The organism is Type-D symbiont of Plautia stali (assembly GCF_001485335.1).
Classification (GTDB): domain Bacteria; phylum Pseudomonadota; class Gammaproteobacteria; order Enterobacterales; family Enterobacteriaceae; genus Pantoea; species Pantoea vagans_C.
In genome coordinates this window covers 1-25,029 of sequence record NZ_BBOC01000079.1, presented here as the reverse complement: position 1 = coordinate 25,029, position 25,029 = coordinate 1, and the positions used below count along the sequence as shown (strand labels likewise).

The 25,029-nt window shown below is 53.4% G+C and carries 21 protein-coding genes and 2 pseudogenes; 13 read left to right on the top strand and 10 right to left on the bottom strand.

The annotated features are described in order from the left end of the window. Both PSSD_RS20635 and PSSD_RS20630 read right to left on the bottom strand, forming a co-directional pair. Positions 1–528 (bottom strand): TenA family protein (locus tag PSSD_RS20635; protein ID WP_058973505.1); only part of this gene is annotated, 528 nt, incomplete at its 3' end. Beyond that, on the bottom strand, positions 528–1,373 hold the full coding sequence (locus PSSD_RS20630) for a BtpA/SgcQ family protein (protein ID WP_058973504.1): 846 nt from the start codon (positions 1,371–1,373) through the stop codon (positions 528–530). The genes PSSD_RS20635 and PSSD_RS20630, both read right to left, overlap by 1 nt. Positions 1,374–1,400: 27 nt before the next feature. Between PSSD_RS20630 and PSSD_RS20625 the strand changes: the two genes are divergently transcribed. Next, entirely contained in the window at positions 1,401–2,267 is an 867-nt protein-coding gene (locus tag PSSD_RS20625; RefSeq protein WP_058973503.1) for a PfkB family carbohydrate kinase, read from the top strand. A gap of 52 nt (positions 2,268–2,319) precedes the next feature. Here the strand turns inward: PSSD_RS20625 and PSSD_RS20620 are convergent. Beyond that, a pseudogene (locus PSSD_RS20620) lies at positions 2,320–3,269 on the bottom strand (ABC transporter substrate-binding protein). A 339-nt stretch (positions 3,270–3,608) separates the two neighbouring features. Here PSSD_RS20620 and PSSD_RS20615 point away from each other — a divergent pair. The 9 genes from PSSD_RS20615 to glgX all read left to right on the top strand — a co-directional run bounded on the left by PSSD_RS20615 (position 3,609) and on the right by glgX (position 16,403). Beyond that, positions 3,609–4,646, top strand: coding sequence for a LacI family DNA-binding transcriptional regulator (locus tag PSSD_RS20615; RefSeq protein WP_058973502.1), 1,038 nt, complete (start codon positions 3,609–3,611; stop codon positions 4,644–4,646). A 360-nt stretch (positions 4,647–5,006) separates the two neighbouring features. Continuing rightward, the gene (locus tag PSSD_RS20610; RefSeq protein ID WP_167347690.1) at positions 5,007–5,753 is read left to right on the top strand and encodes an ATP-binding cassette domain-containing protein; all 747 of its coding nucleotides are present in this window, start codon (positions 5,007–5,009) and stop codon (positions 5,751–5,753) included. An 18-nt stretch (positions 5,754–5,771) separates the two neighbouring features. After that, a complete protein-coding gene (locus tag PSSD_RS20605; protein ID WP_167347689.1) occupies positions 5,772–6,773 on the top strand; it encodes an ABC transporter permease in 1,002 nt (333 codons plus the stop codon). 3 nt (positions 6,774–6,776) lie between these two features. Then, a complete protein-coding gene (locus tag PSSD_RS20600; RefSeq protein WP_058973499.1) occupies positions 6,777–7,856 on the top strand; it encodes a phosphotriesterase family protein in 1,080 nt (359 codons plus the stop codon). 13 nt (positions 7,857–7,869) lie between these two features. Beyond that, positions 7,870–8,625: a glutamine amidotransferase gene (locus tag PSSD_RS20595; protein ID WP_058973498.1), complete on the top strand. Its 756-nt coding sequence runs from the start codon at positions 7,870–7,872 to the stop codon at positions 8,623–8,625. Beyond that, positions 8,625–9,743, top strand: a complete 1,119-nt coding sequence (locus PSSD_RS20590) for a M20 family metallopeptidase (protein WP_058973497.1) — start codon at positions 8,625–8,627, stop codon at positions 9,741–9,743. Before PSSD_RS20595 ends, PSSD_RS20590 begins: the two co-directional genes overlap by 1 nt. 260 nt (positions 9,744–10,003) lie before the next feature. Then, on the top strand, positions 10,004–11,788 hold the full coding sequence (treZ, locus tag PSSD_RS20585; protein WP_058973496.1) for a malto-oligosyltrehalose trehalohydrolase: 1,785 nt from the start codon (positions 10,004–10,006) through the stop codon (positions 11,786–11,788). Further along, a complete protein-coding gene (gene treY / locus PSSD_RS20580) occupies positions 11,785–14,280 on the top strand; it encodes a malto-oligosyltrehalose synthase (RefSeq protein WP_058973495.1) in 2,496 nt (831 codons plus the stop codon). The genes treZ and treY overlap by 4 nt, the downstream gene beginning before the upstream one ends. A gap of 47 nt (positions 14,281–14,327) precedes the next feature. After that, the gene (gene glgX, locus PSSD_RS20575) at positions 14,328–16,403 is read left to right on the top strand and encodes a glycogen debranching protein GlgX (RefSeq protein ID WP_058973494.1); all 2,076 of its coding nucleotides are present in this window, start codon (positions 14,328–14,330) and stop codon (positions 16,401–16,403) included. A 32-nt stretch (positions 16,404–16,435) separates the two neighbouring features. Here glgX and PSSD_RS20570 read toward each other — a convergent pair whose 3' ends face one another. Together PSSD_RS20570 and PSSD_RS20565 are read right to left on the bottom strand one after the other, a co-directional pair. Continuing rightward, positions 16,436–16,774, bottom strand: a complete 339-nt coding sequence (locus PSSD_RS20570; RefSeq protein WP_039331946.1) for a helix-turn-helix domain-containing protein — start codon at positions 16,772–16,774, stop codon at positions 16,436–16,438. Then, entirely contained in the window at positions 16,746–17,153 is a 408-nt protein-coding gene (locus PSSD_RS20565) for a type II toxin-antitoxin system RelE/ParE family toxin (RefSeq protein ID WP_058973493.1), read from the bottom strand. Before PSSD_RS20565 ends, PSSD_RS20570 begins: the two co-directional genes overlap by 29 nt. A 281-nt stretch (positions 17,154–17,434) precedes the next feature. Between PSSD_RS20565 and PSSD_RS20560 the strand changes: the two genes are divergently transcribed. Both PSSD_RS20560 and PSSD_RS20555 read left to right on the top strand, forming a co-directional pair. Continuing rightward, positions 17,435–19,072, top strand: coding sequence for a methyl-accepting chemotaxis protein (locus PSSD_RS20560; protein ID WP_058973492.1), 1,638 nt, complete (start codon positions 17,435–17,437; stop codon positions 19,070–19,072). A 138-nt stretch (positions 19,073–19,210) separates the two neighbouring features. Beyond that, positions 19,211–20,359: an MFS transporter gene (locus PSSD_RS20555; protein ID WP_058973507.1), complete on the top strand. Its 1,149-nt coding sequence runs from the start codon at positions 19,211–19,213 to the stop codon at positions 20,357–20,359. A 56-nt stretch (positions 20,360–20,415) separates the two neighbouring features. On the opposite strand, the gene PSSD_RS20550 is transcribed toward PSSD_RS20555, so the two are convergent. The 4 genes from PSSD_RS20550 to fliD all read right to left on the bottom strand — a co-directional run bounded on the left by PSSD_RS20550 (position 20,416) and on the right by fliD (position 23,388). Continuing rightward, the gene (locus PSSD_RS20550; protein ID WP_058973491.1) at positions 20,416–20,751 is read right to left on the bottom strand and encodes an SRPBCC family protein; all 336 of its coding nucleotides are present in this window, start codon (positions 20,749–20,751) and stop codon (positions 20,416–20,418) included. After that, entirely contained in the window at positions 20,748–21,062 is a 315-nt protein-coding gene (locus tag PSSD_RS20545) for an ArsR/SmtB family transcription factor (RefSeq protein WP_058973506.1), read from the bottom strand. Before PSSD_RS20545 ends, PSSD_RS20550 begins: the two co-directional genes overlap by 4 nt. A 10-nt stretch (positions 21,063–21,072) precedes the next feature. Further along, positions 21,073–21,699, bottom strand: a complete 627-nt coding sequence (locus tag PSSD_RS20540; protein ID WP_058973490.1) for an ATP-dependent Clp protease proteolytic subunit — start codon at positions 21,697–21,699, stop codon at positions 21,073–21,075. Between the two features lie 273 nt (positions 21,700–21,972). Further along, positions 21,973–23,388 carry a flagellar filament capping protein FliD gene (fliD, locus tag PSSD_RS20535; RefSeq protein WP_039331940.1) on the bottom strand — a complete coding sequence of 472 codons (1,416 nt, stop codon included), beginning with the start codon at positions 23,386–23,388 and terminating at the stop codon, positions 21,973–21,975. Between the two features lie 339 nt (positions 23,389–23,727). On the opposite strand from fliD, the gene licT reads away from it, so the two are divergent. Further along, positions 23,728–24,591, top strand: coding sequence for a BglG family transcription antiterminator LicT (gene licT / locus PSSD_RS20530; protein ID WP_039331938.1), 864 nt, complete (start codon positions 23,728–23,730; stop codon positions 24,589–24,591). Positions 24,592–24,621: 30 nt separating this feature from the next. On the opposite strand, the pseudogene bglH reads toward licT, so the two are convergent. Then, positions 24,622–25,029: pseudogene (gene bglH, locus PSSD_RS20525) on the bottom strand (aryl-phospho-beta-d-glucosidase); the annotation flags it as partial.

Genomic DNA, 25,029 nt, shown 5'->3' with positions numbered 1-25,029 from the left:
CGCTTTGAGCCACAGCGCCTGTTGATGAAATTCTTCTTCCGCATGCATCTCCACCCAGCGGCGCACATCCTTGTCCTGTTGTGTTTGTGCGCTGACACGCTTGCACCAGTGGTAATACATCCATTCCGCACCAAACATCAGGGTGATGATCTCGCCATAACTGCCCTGCTGCGCCACACGCAACATGCCGTCACGGAAGCGGTTAACGCCGGGCAGATCATCGGGATAGTCGTCAGGATTAATGGCGCGATTGGTGAGTACGGCTTCGAACCAGGCAATCTGCGTATCCACCAGCGCATTGAGCACGCCAATCAGCCAGCGTTGCTGGCGAATGTCCGGCGCTTTGCTGACGCCGAGCGCAAAAATGGCAATCGCCGTGGCCACAAAATTGCCCTCGAACACCAGATAACGGTTAAACACGCTGTCCGGCAGTTGGTCACGTTCAATGTCCAGCACAAAGCGATGCTGCTGCATGCCTTGCCAGACGTCTTGATGCTCTGCCAGCAATTGGTCGGTGAAGCTGCTCATCACGCCTCCTCCAGCGCGGCCTGCGCCACTGACATGAAGTGCTTCACGCGTGCCAGCTCAACCTCGTTCCACCACACACCATCAACTTTCATGGTGCTGGCCACGATCACCCCTTGGGTGCGGCCTAAAATCTGGCAGACGTTGGCCGGTGTCACACCCGACCCCACCAGCAGCGGCAATTCGGTCGCCGCACGAATTTCGTCGATTTCACTCAATGTGGCGCTATCGCCGGTGCGCTGTCCGGTGGCAATCACCGCATCCGCTTCGAAGAAATCAACATCGCGGGTCAGTTCCTGGATGGATCGGTCAGCCACGATGGCATGGCTGCCGTGTTTGACATGACTATCAGCAAATACCCGAATGTGGTCGGCACGTAATTGATTGCGATAACGTAGGGCTTTCGCCGCCGCACCTTCGATAAAACCTTCGTTGGCGATATAGGCATTTGCCCACTGATTGACGCGCACAAAATCCGCGCCTCCGGCCAAGGCAGTGGCGATGGCCGGAATAGCAGCATTGGCCAACACGTTAATACCCAAGGGTGCGCCAAAACGTTCACGGATTTTATCAGTGATCACTGCCATAAAGGCCGCGGTTTCTGGGCCGATGTCTTCAGGTTTGGCAAAGGGAATATCGCCATGATTCTCAACGATTAACCCATGCACACCGCCAGAGAGATAATTATCCGCATCACGAAAGGCACGATCAATAATATCCGAAACTGATTTACCTCGATATTTTGGCGAACCAGGAAATGCATCGCAGTGAATAACGCCAATCACTGCTTTTTTACGTGAAAAAATATCTTGTATCGCGTTACTTTTTTCTGCTGATATAGAGGTCATCTCACTCACCTTATTAACGAGAAATCTATGCGTGTATATGTTGCAGGCAATATTGTTGTTGATGAAACCTGGTCGATTGATGAATTACCCCAAAAAGGCGCGTCAATTCATGGAATAAAAAAATCCCAGGATATTGGCGGAAAAGGGGCCAATCAGGCGATCATTATTTCCCGCTGCGGTATTGACACGCGATTAATTGCTGCCACGGGTCATGATATTCACGGGCAGTGGATTCGCGATCGTCTGCAGTGCGAAAACTTACCGTTGGTTCCTGAAAACGCGTTAGCTGATCACAGTGATACCTCAATTATCTTTAATAGCAGTGATGGCGATAATGCCATTATTACCACCCAAGCCGCCGCCGAGGCACTGGGGCTCGACGTCGTGCTGTCTCATTTATCCGACGCCAGCCCAGGCGATATTCTGCTGCAACAGGGTAATTTCTCCGTCGAGAAAACCCGTGCGCTTTTTAGCTGGGCGAAAGCTCACGGACTCACCACCGTATTTAACCCGTCCCCCGTCAATCCCGATTTTGCCGATTTATGGCCACTGGTTGATGTTGCCGTGGTCAATCAACATGAAGCGCAACTGTTGCAACCCAGCAGCGTCAAAACGCTGGTGGTGACCCAGGGTTCGGCGGGTGCTGAACTTTTCCAGCCTGGCCAACATCTCTTTTGTGCCGCGACAGCGGTGCAGGCCGTTGACAGCACCGGTGCAGGCGACACCTTCCTGGCGGTGTTGCTTGCATCCGCCCTGTTACGCGGCGTGGAGCCCGACGCGCTGGCATTGCATCATGCCAGTGCGGCGGCGGCGATTACCGTAAGCCGCACCGGGACCCTGAATGCCTTTCCAACACCAGACGAGTTGACCGCATTGTTGGCCATTCGTCTGTAGTGGTGGCCTTCGGGCCGCCTGTGGGCGCACCAAGGCGCGCCCCGCTTTTGCCTTACTTAAACAATGGACGATAGGTATCGACGTTGGCTTTCGTCACCACCGTTGCAGGCACCAAAATGGTTTTACTGACGGACTTCCCTTCCGTAATGGCGTTAAGTGCTTTCAATGCTTCTTCACCCATCTTTTTCGGATCTTGCTGCAACACTGCCGTGACGTAACCGCCGTCAATGCCACTGATGGCTTTCGCAGTTAAATCCCAGCCGAACACTTTGATGTCCTTCTGACGCCCTTGGTTTTCCACGGCAGCAATCGCCCCCAGCAATGCCGGTTCACCGGTGGCGTAAATCGCCGTCAGATCCGGGTTACCGGTAATCAGGTTTTCCGCCGCTGTCATCGCGTTATCCTGAATGTTTTGCCCATCAACCACGTCGGCAACGGTAATCTTGCTGTTACTCTTAATCGTCTCTTCAAACCCTTTTTGGCGCTGGTTCTGGATCGCGGAATTCAACGCCCCAACAATACCCAGACGCGCTTTACCGCCCATCTCTTTTGCAACGTAATCGACAAAGTATTTACCCAGAATTTTACCGCCTTCCAGATTATCTACCCCAACCTGAGACGCTTGCGGACCGTCAGGTAATACCGCATCAATGGCAATCACCGGAATCTTAGCGGCGGCAGCTTCTTTAATCGCTGGCATAATCCCATTCACATCAATGGCATCAACCAATATGCCCTTCACACCCTGTTGAATATAGTTTTCAATCGCATCATTTTGCGCTACCGGATTATCGTTGGCGTTATAAATCACCAAATCTTTACCGCTGGCTTTCGCCGCATCCTGCGCCCCTTGATTCATAAGATTAAAAAACAGCGCTTGCTGATTAATTTGAACTAATGCATAAGTCGGTGCTGCCTGAGCCAGTGCAAAAAAGATCCAGCAGAAAGTAATGCACTTGCCAAAACCATTGAACGCAGTTTTCCGGTGAAAGATGACATCATTGAGTTCCTCGTTGGGAATAAATAATAATCAGCGTTTCCCAGCGTTTTGGCTGAGAGTTTGTGTCGGCAGGCAAATATCGATAAAAGAGTCATGAACACGGATTTTATGCCGTGCTTTTGATACCACCGTGTTCAACGTTTTCGGCATCCCATCCGTTGGGAGTGCGGGTTGAAATACATTGAATCGGGTTGGGAAGCTATTCCCGGTACTGCGGTAAACGATTTATACAATTCGCTCAGCGGATTTTTTTGTCAAGTGTTTATTTATCCATCAGTGCAAAAGGAAAGCGCTGTATCAGTTACGCTTAACTGTGTTACAGATAAACTCCCTGAGCAAAAATGGCGAAATCAATGAGTATAAAACGCGTGTTGTTGTCTGACGTCGCGAAGCTGGCGGGCCTGTCAAAAGCCACGGTTTCTCGCTATATGAATCACAGCATCGTGCTGCCTCAGGAGACCATTGACCGCATCGAAACCGCCATCCGCACCCTGGATTATCGCGGGAATAGTCTGGCGCGGCGGTTAAGCAAAGGCGGCAGCGAAACCCTGGGTCTGGTGCTGCCGGATATCACCAACCCCTTTTTCGCGGAGCTGGCTGACGCCGCCGAGGAAGCCGCCTCGGCACGCGGCTATAGCCTGGTGTTGTGCATCACGCGGAACAATCCGGACAAGGAGGCGCAGTTCATTCGCTGGCTGGATACGCGCCAGGTCGATGGCTTACTGTTCACCACCAACCGGCCGGACAATGGTGTACTGCGCGATGAAATTCAGCGTCATAACCATGTGGTGTTACTGGATGAAGATATCCCTGGCAGCCAGGTACCCAAAGTGTTTGCCGACAATGTGCAGGGTGGACGTATTGCCACCGAACAGTTGATTGCTGCCGGGCACACCAGGATCGCGTTTATTGGTGGGCCAGAGCAGCTGATGAGTGTTCGTGAACGCTATCAGGGTTTTTGTTCAGCGATGCAGCAGGCGAGCTTACCCGTTCAGCCGGAGTGGGTGATGTATGGCAACTATGCGCGGGAGTTCGGCCAACAGGCGCTGAATCACTTGTTCAGCTGTGCCCAGCGCCCGACTGCTGTATTCGCCGCCAGTGATTATCTGGTGTTAGGGCTGCTTGATGGTTTACGTGCCAGCGGCTTACAAGCGCCCGCCGCCCTTTCCCTTGTGGGTTTCGATGACGCCAATTACACCGACCTCACACACCCCCGCATCTCCACCATCCGCCAGCCCGCGCGCCAACTGGGTCACACCGCCGTGAATATCATGCTGCGCCTGCTGAACAACGAATCCGATATTCCGATGGAGACCCGTTTGCCGGTGGAATGGATTGGGCGAGATTCAATTGGATTTGTTAACAACGTCCCAAAATGATGCAAAAGCGCACAACAATGGCGCAAAAAGTGAGCTGAAATTCTTAATCGCGTTATAGTGAGTAAACCGGTTTACTTGAAAATTACCTAACAAGTGATGCTTTACAACAAGTTAGCCGAAAGTGCAGTCCCTGCGATGCAGGCTGGCATGGATGCTGCAATGTCGTACCTGGCGAGTAAATATCATTGTAGCGTTTGTCCTGTTGGTTTAGAAAAAAGTCTTATCCGGTAGGTAAACCGGTTTACTAGATTGTAAACCGTGCCGGATAAGTCCTTTTTCCTGACAGGATAAACATTTCCCACAAGCCTTGATGGGAGTTGTCCAATGCAGCAATTACAAGCTCTTCCAGCCCGGGTTGAGATGATTAACATCACCAAAACCTACGGTTCGATTCGCTCTCTGCGCGGTGTCAATTTACAGCTCGCGCCAGGGGAAGTGCTCGGTTTAGTCGGCGATAACGGTGCCGGAAAATCGACGCTCACCAAGGTGCTTTCTGGCGCGGTCGTCCCCACCAGCGGCACCATTCGCATCGATGGGGAACAGCAGCATTTCAGCAATCCCGCCGATTCACGCCGTTGCCACATCGAAATGGTCTATCAGGATTTGTCCTTGTGCGACACCGTCGATGTCGCGGGCAATTTGTTTATGGGCCGTGAGCCGATGAAAAGCGTGCTCGGCATCCCCTTTCTCGATCAGGCCAAAATGCATGCCGAAGCGCGCGAGATGTTGAAAGGGCTGGGTATTTCGATACCGGATACCCGCTTGCTGGTGCGCAACCTCTCCGGCGGTCAGCGCCAGGCGATCGCCATTGCACGTGCTGCGGCCTTCGACCCGAAAGTGTTAATTATGGATGAGCCAACGGCCGCGCTGGCTGTTGCCGAAGTGGAAGCGGTGCTGGAACTGATTCGCCGTGTCTCGGCGCGGGGCGTCAGCGTGATTCTGATTACCCATCGCCTGCAAGATCTCTTCCTGGTATGCGACCGCATTATGGTGATGTATGAGGGCACGAATGTGGCAGATCGCCGCGTGGCCGATACCAGTCTGAGCGACATCGTGAACCTGATCGTAGGTGAGAAATTTACCGCGCAATCAGCGGCAGCACATTGAGGTAACAGGATGAGCATCATGAATTTAGGCAGTTCACGCATGATCCAGCACTCATTGCCACGCCGCTTGTTACACAATCACTCCGGTGTGGTCAGCATTGCGCTGTTCTTTATCTTCTGTTGCGTGGTGTTTTCACTGATCACCAATAATTTTCTTACCAGCACTAACTGGCTGAATATCATTCGTCAGAGCGCACCGTTGCTGATTGTGGCCACTGCGATGACCCTGGTGATCACCACCGGCGGTATTGATTTGTCAGTGGGATCCACGCTGGCGTTGGTGGGTGCGCTTTCAGCGATTGCACTCAATAACTGGGGCTTGCCTTGGCCGGTAGTATTAATCGGCGGGTTGCTACTGGGCGGTTTGGTCGGCGCCATTAACGGGTTCTTTATCGCATTCGAGGGCATTCCGGCCTTTATCGTCACGCTGGCGACACTGGCCGTGGTACGAGGCATTGCTTTGCTGGTGACCCAAGGCTACTCCATTCCCGTCCCTGCCGACAGCCTGTTTACCTTTATGGGCCGAGCCTGGGTGCTGGGCATCCCGATGCCTGCGCTGATTGGCATCGTGGTATTAGTTGCCGGGCATATTCTGCTGAACCATATGCGCTTTGGTCGTTACGTCACCGCCATTGGTGCGAACGCCGAAGGGGCACGTCGCAGCGGCATCAACACCAAAGCCGTGACCATGAAGGTGTACATCATCAGCGGGATGGCGGCGGCGCTGGCTGGCATGATCATCACTGCTCGTCTCGGCAGCGGCTCTTCCAACCAGGGTGAAGGCTTTGAACTGCAGGTGATTGCGGCCGTGGTCTTGGGCAGCACCAGTTTGTTCGGCGGGTTTGGCACCATTATCGGTACGCTGCTGGGTGCGCTCTCCATCGCCATTATCCAGAACGGCCTGATTTTGTCGCACATCTCACCGTTTTATACCCAGATCGCCACCGGCACTATCATTCTGCTCGCCATCTGGCTGAATACCCGCATCCTCAATCCAACCCGCTCGGCCGCAAAAGGATAGCTCATGAAAGGATCAATATTTCGCCATGCCGACCCCTTGCCAGTAGGCATTACCAGCGGCCATGTGATGACGGTGCTCGGCCCTTTACCGCTGGCGGAGATGGGCGTGACGTTAATGCATGAGCACATCTTGTTAGATGCCTCGGGCAAATGGGTGCCGCCCTGCTGTTGCAGTGAACGTCATGTGGCCGAGATGCCGGTCAAAATGGAAAACCTCGGTGAGTTATCGCTTAACCCGCTGATGAGCCGCGACAATTGCCAGCTGTTTGATGTCGATACCGCGATTGAAGAGTTGATGAAATATCGCGCGTTGGGTGGTGAAACCGTGGTCGACCCGACGAACATTGGCATCGGACGCGATCCCAAAGGTTTGCAGCGCATTGCGCGTTTAACCGGCTTAAATATCGTGATGGGCACCGGGTTGTATCTGGAGCCTTCGCATCCTGAATGGGTAAAAAGCATCAGCGTTGAGCAACTGGCTGACAAGCTGATTTACGACCTCGGAGGCGCCACTGAGAAGCCTGAGGTGATCGCCGGTTTGATCGGGGAAATTGGTATCTCCAGCCGCTTCACATCGGATGAAGAGAAATCACTGCGCGCTGCCGGTCGTGCCAGTGCTGCGACGGGCGTGCCGATTCAGGTGCATTTGCCCGGCTGGGAGCGCCTCGGCCATAAAGTGCTGGATATCCTGCAACAGGAAGGCGCTGACCTGCGCCACACCGTGCTGTGCCATATGAATCCCAGCTTTGCCGATAAAACTTATCAGCGCGAGCTTGCCGATCGCGGCGTGTTCCTCGAGTACGACATGATCGGCATGAGCTACTACTACGCCGATGAGGATGCGCAATCCCCTTCCGATGAGGAGAATGCCCGCGCCATTTGCGACCTGATCGATGATGGCTATATCCAGCAGATTTTGATGTCACAGGACGTTTTCCTCAAAACCATGCTGACGCGTTACGGCGGCCATGGCTATGGCTACATCCTCAAACATTTTGTTCCGCGCCTGAAACGCCTCGGTGTCAGTGGCGAACAACTGGAAACCTTGATGATTACCAATCCGCAGCGGGTATTTGGCGGATAAACGGAGACGTGTCATGCAGAAGAAAGTTTTACTGGTCGGTGAATCCTGGACCAGTACCTCAACTCATGTAAAAGGCTTTGATCAGTTTGCCACAGCGACCTGGCACAGCGGTGCCGTCGATTTTATGGCGGCGTTGAAAGACAGCGATTATGCCGTCACGCATATGCCCGCTCATGCCGCAGCGACGGAGTTCCCGTTGACGTTAGAAGCGCTGCAGCAGTGGGATGTGATCATCCTGTCTGATATTGGCGCCAATACGCTGCTGCTGCATCCCGATACCTGGCTGAAGAGCCGCCGCACACCGAATCGCCTGGCGTTAATTCATGATTACGTTGCTGGCGGTGGCGCCCTGATGATGATTGGCGGCTATTACAGCTTCCAGGGCATTAACGGCGGTGCACGTTATCGCAATACCCTGGTGGAGAAAGTCCTGCCGGTACGCTGTCTCGCCTGGGATGACCGCATAGAAACCCCAGAAGGCAGCTACGCCGAGGTGACCATGTCACATCAGGTACTGGCCGATATCCCGAGCGATTGGCCGTGGCTGCTGGGTTATAACGAGGTGGAAATGCAGCCTGAGGGAACACTCCTCGCGACCGTCGCGGGAACGGGTCACCCTCTGCTGGCAGTGCGTGAATATCAGCGCGGCCGCTCTCTGGTGTGGACCAGTGATATGTCGGCCCACTGGCTACCTGAAGAGTTTTCTCAATGGCCGGGCTATCGCCAACTGTGGACTAACTGCCTTGACTGGCTAACGGAGCGCACTTAATGCGACCACAGTCGCTTGAACTGGCCCAGCAACTGCTGGGCTTCAACACCATTAACCCACCAGGTAATGAAACAGATTGCATGCAGTTTTTTGCTGCCTGGCTGGCGGCACACGGATTCGATGTCAGTCTCAGCCATTTCGGTGAGGGGCGCACCAACCTGATAGCGCAATTACCGGGCAGCGCTGCCGGCAAACCTCTGGCGTTTACCGGGCATCTCGATACTGTTCCGCTCGGTAATCAGCCGTGGCAACAGGACCCTTTTGGCAGCGATATTGTGGGCGATCGTCTGTATGGACGGGGCGCCAGTGATATGAAAGCCGCCATCGCCGCTTTTGCGCTGGCTTGTGTGCAACATCATGCGCTGATTACTGCTGGTCGCGGCGTGGTGCTGATGATCACGGGGGGTGAGGAGACCGGCTGCGACGGGGCTAAGGCCATGATTGCCGCAGGCAAACTACCCGATGTCGGCGCATTGATCGTCGGTGAACCGACGGCTAACTACCCGGTGATAGGTCACAAAGGCGCATTATGGTTACGCTGTGAAACGCGGGGTAAAACCGCCCATGGCGCGATGCCAGAGTTGGGTATCAACGCGATCTATCTGGCGGCGGATGCACTGGGGAAAATCCGCCACTTTTCGCCCGGGGCTCCGCATCCTTTAATGAAACAGCCCACGCTAAATGTAGGACGCATTGAAGGAGGCTTAAACATTAACTCCGTGCCGGATCGTACAGCCTTCGATGTGGATATCCGCAGTGCGCCTAACCTGCAGCATGCCACTATCCGACAACAGCTGTCGGCACTGTTGGGCGAAGAGGTCACACTGACCACGTTAGTCGATTTACCCGCCGTGTTGAGTTCGGAGGCGAATCAATGGATTCAGTCTGTCTATCAACGCTGCCAACCCCTATTTGATCAGCCGCTTGAAGCCAAGGTGGTGCCCTACTTTACCGATGCTTCGCTCTTACTGCCGGCTTTGGGCAATCCGCCATGCATCATCCTTGGCCCCGGCGAACCGACCATGGCACACCAAACGGATGAGTATTGTTTGCTGAGCCGTCTGGCGGAAGCTGAAAAGTTGTATGGGGATTTGATTGAGGATTTCCATCAGAGATAACCCAAGGCGGCCAGAAGGCCGCCATTCCGGTTGTGAATCAAGACACCGTTTTTTCTTTCCTTGACCCCATTCATTAGCGAAGCGCGACGCGTCGAAAATTTCCTAAACCCGCTGACCAGCGCCAGAAAAGGCGAAAATATCGACTATGATCTGTTCTCAGTCCCGTCGTGCCGTCCCAATTTGAGCCATAGATCTTTCTACGGAACGCTAACCGCTTGATGTCGTCCATCGCCCTTGCATGGGCTAAACGAGGCAATTGAATGGAATTCAGATCATTTGAGAAATCCTGGGGTGCGGAGATGCAGACGGATGGCAGCGTGCTGTTCCGCCTGTGGGCACCTGGTCAGCAACAGATTACCCTGCGCATTGCCGATGGCGAGCATCCTATGAATGCCACCCATGACGGCTGGTTTGAACTGCAACGCCACGATACACCACACGGCACAGCCTATCACTACGTGCTTGCCGATGGCACCGTCGTGCCCGACCCCGCTTCCCGTGCACAACAATCGGATGTTAACGGCCCTTCACTGGTGATCGATCCGCGCCATTACACATGGCAGCATCAGGATTGGCGCGGTCATAAATGGCATGAGACGGTGGTGTATGAACTGCATATTGGCACCTTTACCCCTGAAGGCACCTTCCAGGCGGCGATCGCTAAACTGCCGGGCTTAAAAGCATTGGGTATCACCATGATTGAGATACTGCCGGTATCGCAATTTGGTGGCTCACGCGGCTGGGGCTATGACGGTGTGTTACTGTATGCGCCCCACGCCAGCTATGGGTCGCCTGATGATTTTAAAGCGTTGGTCGATGCCGCTCATGCGCAAGGCTTATCGGTGGTGCTCGATATCGTGCTCAACCATTTTGGTCCTGAAGGCAACTATTTGCCGCTGCTGGCACCGGACTTCTTCCATCAAGAGCGCATGACGCCTTGGGGTGCGGGAATCGCTTACGACGTCGATGCGGCTCGCCGTTATATTGCTGAAGCGCCGCTCTACTGGCTGCAGGAATACCATCTTGATGGTCTGCGGTTTGATGCCATCGACCAGATTGAAGATGCCTCCAGCAAACATGTGCTGGTTGAGATAGCCGAGCGCATCCGTCGCGATATCACCGATCGACCCATTCACCTCACCACCGAAGATTGTCGTAACGTCACCTTCCTGCACCCGCGTGATAAACAGGGTAACGCTCCACTGTTTACCGGTGAATGGAATGACGACTTCCACAATGCCATCCATGTGTTTGCTACCGGCGAAACCCACGCTTACTATCAGGATTTCGCCGAGGTTCCGGAAAAACTGATTGCACGCATTCTGACTGAAGGCTTCGCTTATCAGGGTGAGATCTCGCCACAAAGCGGCCAGAGACGTGGCGTGCCCAGTGCTGGACAGTCACCGGTCACCTTCGTGGATTTTATCCAGAACCACGATCAGGTCGGCAACCGTGCGCAAGGCGACAGGTTGATTACGCTGGCGGGATCAGACCGCACCAAAGTGTTGCTCGCTGTGCTGTTGCTGTCCCCACACATCCCTTTGCTGTTTATGGGCGAGGAATATGGCGAAACCCATCCGTTCCTGTTTTTCACCGATTTTCATGGTGATCTGGCTAAAGCCGTGCGTGAAGGCCGCGCCCGTGAATTCACCGGCCATGCCGGACACGATGACAACGTCCCCGATCCCAACGCGGAACAGACCTTTATCCAATCCAAACTCGACTGGCAGAAACTGCAGAGCGCGGAAGGTCAATCCTGGTGGACGTTCACCCAGCAGCTGTTGCAGCTCCGTCAACAACACATCGTACCGCTGCTGGCGACCGCTGGCGGCCACAGCGGCAAGGTGTTAACCACCGCCAAAGGGTTTGTGGCGGTGAGCTGGCAGTTCCCAAAAGGCGAGCTGTCGATGGCGTTCAATATCAGCAAACAATCTCACAAGTTACCGACTTTGCCCGGTGACACGCTCTTTGTCTGGCCACAGGAAAGCGCATCTTTACCCCAGCACGCTATTGTTGTTCGCCTGAAAAAGGAAAAATCCGCATGATGGTGCCTACCGCCACTTACCGCATTCAGTTCCGTAATGGCATGACTTTTGATCGTGCGATTGAACTCATTCCGTATCTGCAACAACTCGGTATCAGCCATCTGTATGCCTCGCCAGTCTTTACCGCTACTGGCGAATCCACGCACGGTTATGACGTCACGGATGCCAATGAAATTGATCCAGCGATCGGCGGTCGTGCAGGATTTGATCGCTTGTGCGCGGCACTCCAACAGGCCCATCTTGGGTTGATCCTGGATATCGTCCCGAATCATATGGCGGCCTCGCTGGAAAACGCCTGGTGGCGGGATGTGATTGAGCATGGCGAACAGAGCGCTTACGCACGCTACTTCGATATTGACTGGTCACGCCGCTTAACGCTGCCGTTCCTCGGCGAGGATTTTGCCACTGTGCTGGAAAAGGGTGAATTAAGCGTGCAGCCCCATCCCGAAACCGGACATCCGTCGCTGGCGTACTATGACAGCTTCTATCCGCTCACGCCCGCCAGTTGGCAGGGTCGCGCCGATGAGGTGCTGGCGATCACTGACCACGCCGCGTTAGATGCGTTACACCAGCAACAGCCGTGGCAGTTGATCAACTGGCGCGATGCGCGACGTGACCTCTCCTATCGTCGTTTCTTTGAAATTACCGGGCTGGTTGGCGTGCGCGTAGAAGATGAAGCGGTGTTTGATGCGTCACATCAGCTGATTCTGGAACTGGTACACAGCGGTGCCGTGAACGGTTTGCGTGTCGATCACATCGATGGGCTGGCCGATCCACAAGGATATCTAAATCGTCTGCGCCAGGCCGCCGGGCCAGACTGCTACATCACGGTAGAGAAAATTCTGGCAGAAGGTGAACTGATCCCCGATGAGTGGCCGATTTCTGGCACCACTGGCTATGAATTTATTGCCTCGCTGTCACATGCGTTGATTGACGATACACAGATCGATGCGCTGCACCTGGCCTACGAAGTTGCCACGGAAGAGAGGAACGACGTCAGTGCGGGGTTGCGTGCGGCGCGCGAGTTGATGGTAGACCGCAATTTTGCCGGTGAGTTTGGTCGTCTGTTGGCGCTGGCCACCCGCATCGCCAGTGACGAGCAACGCAATTTCGGTGAAGCAGAATTGCATGTCGCGCTGCGTGAAATGCTGATCGCTTTCCCGGTGTATCGCACCTACGGTCGTCACAGCGGAATGCCGTTGGCTGGCGAAGAATTGCTGCAGCAAGTGTTGGAGACGGTGAAGTTCAGTGCGTCGCCGGTGGCACTTAGCTTTGTGCAGGCCATCTTGCTTGGCGCGTTGTCGGAACGCAGTGAGCAAGATGCGGCGGAATTCCGTTCGCGGTTCCAACAGTTAACCGGGCCATTAATGGCGAAATCAGTCGAGGACACGCTGTTTTTCCGCAACCACGTGCTGCTGGCTATTAATGAAGTGGGGGCAGAGCCGTTACCGCACGCCTTCTCACTGCAACATTTTCACCATGAGATGCAAACCCGGTTACAGCAGCAACCCGACGCGCTCTCAACCACCTCAACCCACGATACTAAACGCGGCGAAGATGCCCGCGCACGGCTTTATGCGTTAAGTGAATGCCCCGCAGCGTGGGCAGAAAACGTGGCTCGCTGGCGTGAGCTCAATCAGTCACAGGTTGTACAACTGCAGGATGGCCCGGCACCCGAGCCAGCCGTTGAATGGATGCTGTATCAGGCACTATTGGGGGCCTGGCCCGCGACGTTACAACCGCAAGATGCAACGGGACTGGCAGCACTGGAGGCGCGTATTTTACCCTTTATCGAAAAAGCGCTGCGTGAGGCCAAACTTCGCACCGACTGGGCCGAATCGAATGAGCACTATGAGCAGGCGGTATTGGCTTACGCACGCCATATGTTGTCTCCTGCTCATCCCGCGTTTTTACAGGATTTCAGCCAATCCATTCAGCCATTGATCGCCACAGGGATGATCAACAGTCTGACTCAGACGGTGATCAAACTTACCGCTCCCGGCGTACCGGATATTTATCAAGGTAGCGAAGCCTGGGATTTCAGTCTGGTTGATCCCGACAACCGCCGAGAACCCGATTTTGCCACCATACAGCAGCAACTGGATATGCAGAGTAAACCTGATTTCAGCCAGCAGAGTGATTGGTTGAGCGGCAAGCTCAAGCAGCAGGTCATTGCCGCGGTTTTACAGCTGCGACGCGATATCCCGACACTGTTCCGCTTTGGCGATTATCAGCCGCTGTATGCCATCGGTGCCAGTGCGGAACATGTGATTGCTTACGCGCGGCAGGACAGCAGCCACGCTCTGCTGGTGGTGGTGCCGCGTTTGATGCTGAAGGGTTCCGGTTGGTCGCAAGCCACTTTGTTGCTCCCTGAGTCGCTGGCTCATCGTCAATATCGAAATCTGTTTAATGGCGAAATGCTGTCGCTTAACGAACAACTTTCTCTTGAAAACGTGCCGTATCACGCGCCGCTGGTGCTGATCGCCAGCTAAGTGTGCCTAACAATCTGCATTTCTGTTCATTGGGTGGAGTGGAATCAATGTCTAACGGTAAGCCTTTGGAAATCACTGCCGGTTCGGGTCTGCAACTGGGTGCGAACTATGATGGTGCGGGGGTTAACTTCGCCCTGTTCTCGGCGCACGCTGAGCGAGTTGAATTATGTCTGTACGATGAGAGCGGACAGCACGAGATTGCCCGTTTCGATCTGCCGGAATATACCCATGAAGTCTGGCACGGCTATGTGCCCGGTTTACCCGCGGGCGCGCTGTATGGCTACCGCGTACACGGGCCGTACGATCCGGAAAATGGTCACCGCTTTAACCCGAATAAATTACTGCTCGATCCCTATGCGCGTGAGCTGCGCGGTGAACTCGAATGGAACGATGCGCACTTCGCCTACGATCTGCATCATGAAGACAAAGACCTGACTTTTGACGAGCGTGACAGCGCACCGTTCACGCCCAAATGTCGCGTCATCGATCCCAACGAGTTTGACTGGCAGGATGGCAATCGCCCGATTATTCCCTGGTCACAGACCGTGATTTACGAAGCACACGTGAAAGGATTCACCAAGCTTAATCCAGCTGTGCCTCCTGAAATGCGCGGCACCTATGACGGGATGAGCAACAAAGCCACGGTGGACTACATAAAGAGCCTTGGCGTTACCACTGTTGAATTGCTGCCGGTTCACGGTTTTCCGGACGATCAACATCTGCTCGATAAAGGGTTGAAGAACTTCTGGGGCTACAACTCGCTGGCCTTTTTTGCCCCTGCGTCCCGCTACTTTGGCCCACGCGGCATTCAGGGCTTCCGCGATATGGTGCGCGCCTTCCATGATGCGGGTATTGAGGTGATCCTTGATGTGGTTTACAACCACACCGCCGAAGGTAACGAACTTGGCCCAACGTTATCCTTTAAAGGTATCGATAATTTCTCTTACTACCGCACGCTGCCGGATCAGCATCGCTATTACATCAATGATACCGGCACCGGCAATACGGTGAACACTTCACATCCTCGTGTGCTGCAAATGGTGATGGACTCGCTGCGCTACTGGGCTGAATCGATGCACGTCGATGGTTTCCGTTTCGATCTCGGGACCATTCTGGGCCGTGAGCCCGAAGGATTCGACCAGCGCGGCGGCTTCTTTGATGCCATGACGCAAGACCCGGTTCTATCCAAATTGAAACTGATTGGCGAGCCGTGGGACATCGGTCCGGGCGGTTATCAGGTGGGCGGGTTCCCGCCGGGTTGGGCGGAGTGGAATGACAAATACCGTGATACGGTGCGGGAATACTGGAAAGGCGATAATGTCTCGACCGATTTTGCCGCACGCTTGCTGGGATCAGGTGATCTCTACGATCAACGTGGCCGTCGCCCATGGGCCAGCATTAATTTCCTCACCGCTCACGATGGCTTCACGCTGAACGATCTGGTTTCGTATAACGAGAAACATAATGAGGCCAACGGCGAAGACAATAACGATGGTCATAACGACAACAGTTCCTATAACTACGGTGCGGAGGGCCCCACAGATGACGAGGGCATCAACACCGTACGTGAACGGCAAAAACGTAATTTCCTCACCACCTTACTGTTCTCACACGGTACGCCTATGCTGTTGGCGGGTGATGAGTTTGGCCGCAGCCAGATGGGCAACAATAACGGATATTGTCAGGACAGCGAGATCTCGTGGCTGCACTGGGAGAATCTGCCGGAATCCGCTGATGCGCTGCGCGAGTTCACCCGTCAGTTACTGGCGCTGCGAGCCAAACAGCCGCTGCTAAGGCGTGAAAGCTGGCGCGATGGCATGGACATTAAATGGTTTAACGCCGGTGGAGGTTTCCAACAGGCTGACCAGTGGGATGATGGCGTGACGCTGGGCGTCTACCTGGGCCGGGCTGATTTACAGGAAGAGGAAGGCATCTGGCATGATGTGCTGATGCTGTTTAATCCGTTTGAAGGCAATGTGCCCTTCCGCATTCCGCAATTTGGTGAAGGCGGCTGGGTACTTGAACTCACCACCTCCGACACTGCCCAAAAGGGCCTCGTCATCACCAAAGAGAAGGACTTTGAGCTGGAAGGCCGCAGCATGGCGCTGTTTAGACGACCTTGACGTTTAAAGGGAAGCTGTTTACAGCTTCCCTTTTAAAAACTAAATGCATCCGGCCCCTTAGCCGCGAGGGTGTTAAGGATACGCAATGCAGGGCCACTCGGCTTAATCTCGCCACGCTCCCATTTAGAAACGCTGTCTACACTCATCCCTAAAGTGTAAGCCAGTAAGGCCTGACTCAGACCATACTGAATGCGCATGCGTTTAATTTCCTGGCCAGACATATCATGTACAGCTGCGACGCGTTGACGATATTCACTGGCCGAAATGCGCGTTGCAATCTGCTCGACGTCCCCATCGGAGAGTAAACCTAATGCGCGTAACTCTTCGGCATCCTCGATCATTTCATTTAATGGTACTGGCGTCGTTTTCATCGCAATTCACCTCTCTGAATGTGCCACTCATCTGAAGCTTTAGCAGGTCTGCTGCACTGGTCTGTAAATAACCTTTGGCAAGAATTTTATACGTGGCAAGGACATCATCCTGAAATTCTTTGGCGCTTTTACTGCTCATTTCACACTTGGACCAGCCATCATCAAAAAACAGTGTGTTGCCCCGTTTGAAGAAAATGACCGAACGCGCTCCTCCACGCTTTCCGGCAGTGAGAGCTATGCGCTTTTTGATGACGCCACCCCCCAGATCTGCTTCAAACTCGCCTCTTTTAACCTCTGCCGCCGCATGGCACAGATCATCGTCATAGTGGCCTGTTTTCTTAAAACTGCGGTCAAATCGTTTGTGAACATAAATCGCCATTCCTTAGCTCCCGAAAACCCGTAATGATTATTATAGTAACTGTTACGGCATCGTATCAACATCGAGATTGACGACTTTCTTAAGGTGCCTCTCAAAATAAATGGCACTACAAAACCAGCAAAACGGTTAAAAATGTTACGTCCCCGCAGCGAATGATGCGACCCCTATCACTCGCCGATAAAAAAACCTTAACGAATTCTCGCAATCTGCCGATGGTTATTAATCTGCCCGACTCCCTGATTTTCCTGAACCAGGGGTGCTTTTAGATTAAGGATAATAAGATGAACATCTCCCAGCGTCTTTTGCTGACCCTCTCCATGTTATTTGGCGCCATCATCCTGCAGGCCGTGCTGGCGATCTCGTTGCTATCCAGATTTCAGGACCGTTTTGAATTTGTGCAAACCAACGCCATTCCTTCGATTAAGGACCTTGGCAAACTCATTGACCAAAGTAACCAACTGGCGCTGACGCTGTATAAGCATCAGAGCCAACTGCACGACAGCAATATGCCCACGGTGGAACAACAGATCGATCAGCAAATTAAGGGATTAAAAGCGCTGACGGATTACTACATGAGCAACGATATCTCCAATGATGAAGATAAACGCCTGAATAACGTCGCCTTTGACAATATTCAACAGGTTACCACTCAGCTACCGGCCTTTCTGGCCGCTTCACGCGCACATCAAAATGAAATTAGCCTGGGCTTGTTGGAGGGGAACAGCGGCATTGGCGCGGCAATCCGCCAGATGATCAGTGATTATCAAAAACAGCTTGCGCTGAATATTGCCGTAGGTGATGAGCTACGTGCCACCAACCGCAGCACCTTCCATTTTGTGTTGTGGACCACCATTGCAGGCGTTGCCGCCACCGTGGTGATTTTTGGCTTGTTCTCCCTGTTTACCGTAATGCGCATTCGCCGCAGTTTGAGCGCCGTGGGTAAGGTGATGTTAACCGCCAGCGAAAATCTGGATTTGACCCTGAGCGCAGATGAGAGCCGTCGCGATGAAGTCGGCAACATGGCGCACTCGTTTAATATTTTGATGCAGCGCGTGGCGGACGCCCTCTCTTCGGTGCGTAAAGCGTCACAATCGGTCAGCAGTGCCTCAGTACAGATTTCAGCAGGCAATGAAGATCTTTCCGCACGAACAGAGCAGCAGGCGGCTTCACTGGAGCAAACCGCAGCCAGCATGACGGAGCTGAGTGAAACGGTGCGCCAGACGGCAGATAACACTCGCCAGGCGAGTCAACTGGCCGCTAACGCCAGCGTGCTGTCTGAAAAAAGCGGCGCATCGCTGACCACCATGCTCTCCACCATGGACGAGATTCGTGGCAGCTCACGTAAGGTCACAGAGATCGTCTCGATTATTGAAGGCATCGCTTTCCAGACCAACATTCTGGCACTGAACGCCGCCGTTGAAGCGGCCCGCGCGGGAGAACATGGCAAAGGCTTTGCCGTCGTCGCGGGCGAAGTGCGCAGTCTATCGCAACGCTCCAGTAACGCGGCACGTGAAATCAAACTGTTGATTGAGGATTCACACCGCTTGACCGAGGCCGGTGCCACTCAGGCCAGTGATGTTGGTCGCAATATGGACGTGATGAATGACGCCATTCATCAGGTGAGCCAATTGGTGGGAGAGATCGCTGCAGCCGCCGTGGAACAGAGCCAGGGTATTGCGCAGGTGCAACAGGCCGTCAATCAGATGGATGATGTAACCCAGCAGAACGCCGCACTGGTTGAACAAGCGGCTTCGGCTTCACAATCTCTGCAAGGACAGGCCAGCACCCTGAATCTGCTGGTGAGCAAATTCCATGTTAACGATCCGCAGGACGTTGCTCAGCCCGTTTTGATTAAGGCCCCGCAGCCCAGGCCGCAACGGTTAACCGTGGTCAACGACGCCGACTGGCAGAGTTTTTAATCTTAATCCCTCCGCGCATTCAACGTTGGGGGTGATTTATCGCCCATAACGCACTACCCTTCTGGGTTTCATCAAGGAGGAGTGATAACCGTGACTTCAGCGCAACTGTTACGCGGTAAATGGGCGATATATGGCCTGATGTTTTTACCCGGTTTTACCTGGGCTTCCTGGGTTAGCCGCACGCCCTACATGCGCGACATTCTCCACGCTTCGACGGAAATGATGGGCATGATTCTGTTTGGCTTTTCCTGTGGCTCCATGCTTTGCGTGTTGCTGGCCGGAAAGTTGATTGCGCATTTTGGTACCAGCCGGGTAATGCGCTACGGCTTTGCCATGCTGTTATTCGGCATTGCGGTGATGCTGAGTTCGCTGCTGCTGCATAATGCTTATGCGGTGTTCGCCAGTCTGGTGCTGCTCGGCGGAGGAACCGCACTGGTCGATGTGGTAATCAACGTTGAAGGGGCAGCCTTTGAACGTCTGATAGGCAAATCGATCATGACCACCATTCATGGTTTCTTTAGCTTTGGTACGCTGATTGGCGCATTGTCGGGGCTCGCCATGACGGCCGCCAATATTAGCATCACCTGGCACTTTGCGCTGATGCTGTTGGTCAATCTGCTTATCATCTCTGCTGCCCTGCCTCATCTACCCGCCACCAGCGACAGTGAAAGAAGCGAACATCAACACAGCGGCGGTTTCCTCGCCCAGGTATGGCATGAGCTGCGCGATCGCCAACTGCTGGTGCTTGGCGTTGTCATCCTGGCGATGGCTCTGGCTGAAGGCTCCGCCAACGACTGGCTGCCGTTGCTGATGATAGACGGTCACAATCTCAACCACACGCAGAGTACGCTGGTTTACGCGGGATTCACCGCAGGAATGACAGTGGGACGCTTCCTGGGTGGCTATGTGGTGGATCGCCTCGGCCGCGTTTGGGTGCTACGTGCCAGTGCCTTTTCAGCCGCGCTGGGTTTGGCGATGGTGATTTTCTCCAACAACGCTTGGCTGGCTGCAGCAGCGGTGTTGTTCTGGGGAGTTGGCGCATCGCTTGGCTTCCCGCTGACCGTTTCAGCGGCAGGCGATGGCAAAAATAGTGCCATTCGCGTCACCCTCGCCGCCACCCTCGGCTATCTGGCCTTTTTAGTAGGCCCGCCAGGACTGGGCTTTATTGGCGAACATGCAGGCCTGCGTATGGCGATGTTGCCGGTACTGGTGATGGTGTTGTTGGCCCTGGTGTGTGCTGGCGCGGCGGGATCAAAACAGGTTGAGAAGGCCAGAACCTCGGCCTGAGTGATAACAGTCATGGACTTTTTGGGGAGCCCTTCCCCAAAAAGTCCATTCTGGAATTATGCGGCCAGCATCAGCGTGTTGAAATCATCATTGGCAGGCTGCAACCGTGCATCGCTCAGGCGATGTACGATGGTCAGCACAGTGCCACCTGCATCATCAGGCGTAATCACGAAACGGACCTCACTTTCCAAATAAGGAGGTTCATCGTCACGCAAGCGGTAACGGATCTCTTGGCCCGGCTGACTGGCAAGGGGTTCATCCTGCGCCAACAGGTTAGTGGGCAACCACAATTCGCGATATTCGGCGATACTGATGGCGCGCCAGACTTTTTCTGGTGGTGCATCCAGTTGATATTCTTGTACCAACTCGTTAGTTTTTTCGACTTCACTCATTGATCCATATCCTTCAGCAAGCTTTTCAGTGCCTCAATACGTGTTGGCCAGAATGCGCGATATTTAGCTAACCAGTTGACCAGGAAAGTCATCCCTACCGGGTCCACTTCATAATTCACAAATCGCCCCTTACGCTCTTCACGTATCAGCCCGGCACCCCGCAATACAGCGAGGTGCTGAGACATCGCCGACTGGCTGATCTCCATGCCCTCACGCAGCGCCGTGGCATTAAGGCGCCCCGCCGACAATTTTTCAAATATGGCACGGCGGGTCGGATCCGCCAGTGCTTTGAATATCGCGTTCTCAATCATGTCAATGACATTAGCATTCACTTATATCAGCAGCAAGGTAATGTGCAGCAATTTCCTGTTCGCTGATAATCACATTGCTCACCAAACCATAGTCCACCGCCTGCTCGGCATTCAGCCAAAAGTCACGCTGCGTATCCTGTTCGATAGTCTCAAGCGTCTGCCCAGTTGCACTGGCAAAGATAGCATTGAGCCGATTTTTCATGCGCACGATTTCATTACTGTATATCTGCATATTGCTGGCCGGGCCTTGCATGCCCCCCGAAGGCTGGTGCAATAAAAATCGGGTGTTGGGCAACGCATAACGATGTTCTTTTTTGGCCGCAACATAGATAAGCGCCCCTGCGCTCGCGACGCAGCCCGAACCAATCATGATCACCTCTGGCGAGATAAAGCGAATGGCGTCGAAGATCATATCGCCCGATTCCGCATGACCACCCGGAGAGTTAATAAAAATTGTAATCGGAAGATTATTAATTGCCGCAAGGATGTGCAGATGCTGCACCACCTCTTTCGCCATCTTTTCATCCACGGTGCCAGTGATGAAAATTTTACGCACGTTGATCAAGTGTTCCATCAACGAGGAAGGTATAGACACCGCAGAGGGCGGCGAGGCAGGTTCGGTATGGCTATAGCGCATGAGTGATCTCCACGGAAGTGATAAACACCCAAACACATTAGCAGTTACTTATCTGTTTTGCGAAATTATGTCATGCCGATGGAGTACTGACGCTCTGGACTACGCCTTGCTGCTCTTTTAAGCATCGCGTGAATATTCATGTCGGGGCGCATGAATGCTCACCCGACGTAATACCACATCCAATGTTGTAAGGTCGCCATGTATGGCGACCGCCAGGCAACTGGCCAGCGTCACGCCCTACTGGCCGCACCAACAACTTAACGAACTGGCAGATTATTTTTTGCTACTGTTGCTGATATTTTCGAATTGCTGGGTGAGATAGGTGCTGGTGTTATTCAACACACTGACCATCTTATCCAGATTGGTGAACTGGGTTTTATAGCGAGCAATTTTGTCATCAATACGCTTACTCGAAGTGTTGTACTGATCGGTCAATTGATTCAGCTTCTTACTGATGCTATCGGTTGCGCCCTGCAACACCCCTTTGCTGCTGAGAAACGCGGTAAAGGTGGTGTCCAGCACAGTTGTCACGCCGGTTTTCTTGCCGTCGCCAGTAAACATATCGCGAACGCCATCCGGGCGTACATTCATTGCACTGGTGAGCTTAGTCGCGTCCAGTTTCAGTTTTCCGTCGGTCGGGTCCGTGGTAATACCTGCCTGACTCAAGGTTTTATACACGCCTGAACCTGATGAATTCGCCAGAATACTTTTTAGCTGCGTCTGAATGTTACGCAGCGTGCCGTCGCCCAACAATGCGCCGTTTTTAGTGTCCTGATCTTTCCCTGCATCTACCGGCGTGTATTTTGTCAGATTGCCGATGGTGTCCTGCAGGGAGTTGTAAGCATTGACCCATTCGGTAATCGCCGTTTTGGCTTTACTGGTATCACTGCTGACCGTTAACGTCTGGTTGCCGGTGGTTTGGTCATTCAGCTTCAGCGTAATGCCTTCAACAGCATCGGTGATGGTGTTGCTGCTGCTTTCGATCGGCACATTATTGACTGTCAGGCTGGCATTCTGCGCCTCAACACTCTGCTTCAACCCACTGTTTGTCTGATCGGCCGCATCAAAACCAATAAAACTGTGCAGTGTGTCGTCACCGGTCACGCTTAACGATTTCACCGCGTGCTCTGTGCCAGTGGCAGAAGAGGTCAGAGAGAGACGAAACTCCGTGCTGGAAACCTTGATCAGACTGGCGCTGATACCGACATTTGACTTGTTAATGGTGTCACGCAGTGCTGAAAGTGAGGTCTGCTCTTTAGAGAGCGTGATGCTGTGCTCTTTGCCGTCTTCGGTCACAAATTTTAGCGTGCGTGACGCCGCATCGCTGCCGATGGCGGTTTTCACATCATTCGATTTTTCACTGGTCAGGGTTTGTGACTGCGCCAGATGCGCCACGCTGACGGTGTATTTTCCGGCCAACGCATTGCCATTGGTATCGGCGCTGAACGCGCTGGAGCTGGAAGTGGTCGAGGTGGCCGTGTACAGCGCGGCATCTTTTAACTTGGTGTTCGCCGTCTGGAAAGCCTGAATTGCAGTTTTCAGTGTGCCATAGGCAGACAGCTTCGCCGTCGCGGCGGACTGCTGCTTCGAAATGGGCGCCAGCGACTGCTTTTCCGCCGCTGTCAGCTTGTCCAGAATAGTGCTTAAACCCAATCCTGAACCCACACCTAATGTTGAAATCCCGGCCATGTACGTAACTCCTGTTATTTTGACGTTACGGTACTATCGGCAACTTAAGGCAAACCTTAAATAAAAACTGATCATTTCCTTACACTATCCTTACGAACAACCTTACCTTTCGCACTAAACCAGTGCAGAAGCCGCATTGCAGGCGGAATTGCGGTGTTGCACAGCAAAATGTCCGCTCTTAATAAAACATGACGTAACTCACATTTAAGGGTCACCACACTTGTCGGAAAAGCTGGCCCGCTTATGATCCGGGCAGATTGTTACTGCGTGCAACGCAGGCAAAACCTGACACGCCGTCCTCCCGGTGGGTCGGGTTTTTCTTTTTTCAGGGCAGACAAAATGAAAATCGCAAAAATACTCAACAATAACGTCGTGGTCGTGCTGGGTGAACACGGCAAAGAACAGGTGGTCATGGGACGCGGACTGGCCTTTCAAAAACGCGTGGGAGATGCGCTGGATACCCAGCAGATTGAGAAGGTGTTTGCGCTGCAAAGTGATGGGCTCACCGGGCGATTAAGCGAATTACTTTCGGATATCCCACTGGAGGTGATTACCACCAGCGAACTGATAATCGCAAATGCGCGGCAGCAGTTAGGTCAGCCTTTGCATGAGAGTCTGTCCATTGCACTGTGCGACCACTGCCATTTCGCCATCGAGCGTCATCAGCAAGGTATTCCCATTCGAAATGTGCTGAAGTGGGAGATTAAAACGCTCTATCCTAAAGAGTATCAATTGGGCATTGAGGCGCTGGCACTCATCAACACACGCCTGGACGTGGCGTTGCCTGACGATGAAGCCGCGTTTATTGCCCTGCATCTGGTGAATGCGCAACTCGGCAGCGACTTCGCGGATGTCTCACATGTCACCCAATTCATGCAGGAAATCTTGCACATCGTGAAGTATCGATTGCAGCTTGATTACCGTACCGACAGCCTGAGTTATAACCGCTTCGTCAATCACCTGAAGTTTTTCGCCCAACGCATGCTCGGAAAACGCGGTGTCTGCAGTGAAGATGAGTCTTTGCATGACGTGGTCAGGGATAAATATCCCCTCGCTTACCAATGCTCAGTGAAGATTGATCAACATATCCAACAGAAATATTTGTATGCCCTGTCGACGGAAGAACGCATGTTTCTCACGATTCATATCGAGCGCGTGCGCAAAGAGACGCTGGCCTTGCAGGAAGATGCCGATGAGGCATAAAACCGGGCGCGGCTGCGCCCGGTAATCGTATTACTTTAGGGCCTCGCCATGGCTGCGAATCACGTCCTGATACCAGAAGAAACTCTTCTTACGCGAGCGCGCCAGCGTGCCATTGCCGGCATCATCACGATCGACATAGATAAAGCCGTAACGCTTGGAGAACTCAGCCTTGGAAGCGCTGACTAAATCAATCGGCCCCCAGCAGGTATAGCCCATCACCTCGACACCATCCTCAATCGCCTCACGCACCTGTACTAAATGGTCATTGAGATATTGAATGCGGTAATCATCATTAATACTGCCATCCGCGTCGACTTCATCTTTAGCTCCCAGCCCGTTTTCCACAATAAACAGCGGCTTCTGGTAGCGGTCATACAGAATATTCAGCAGAATACGTAGCCCTTCAGGATCGATCTGCCAGCCCCACTCCGAACTGGC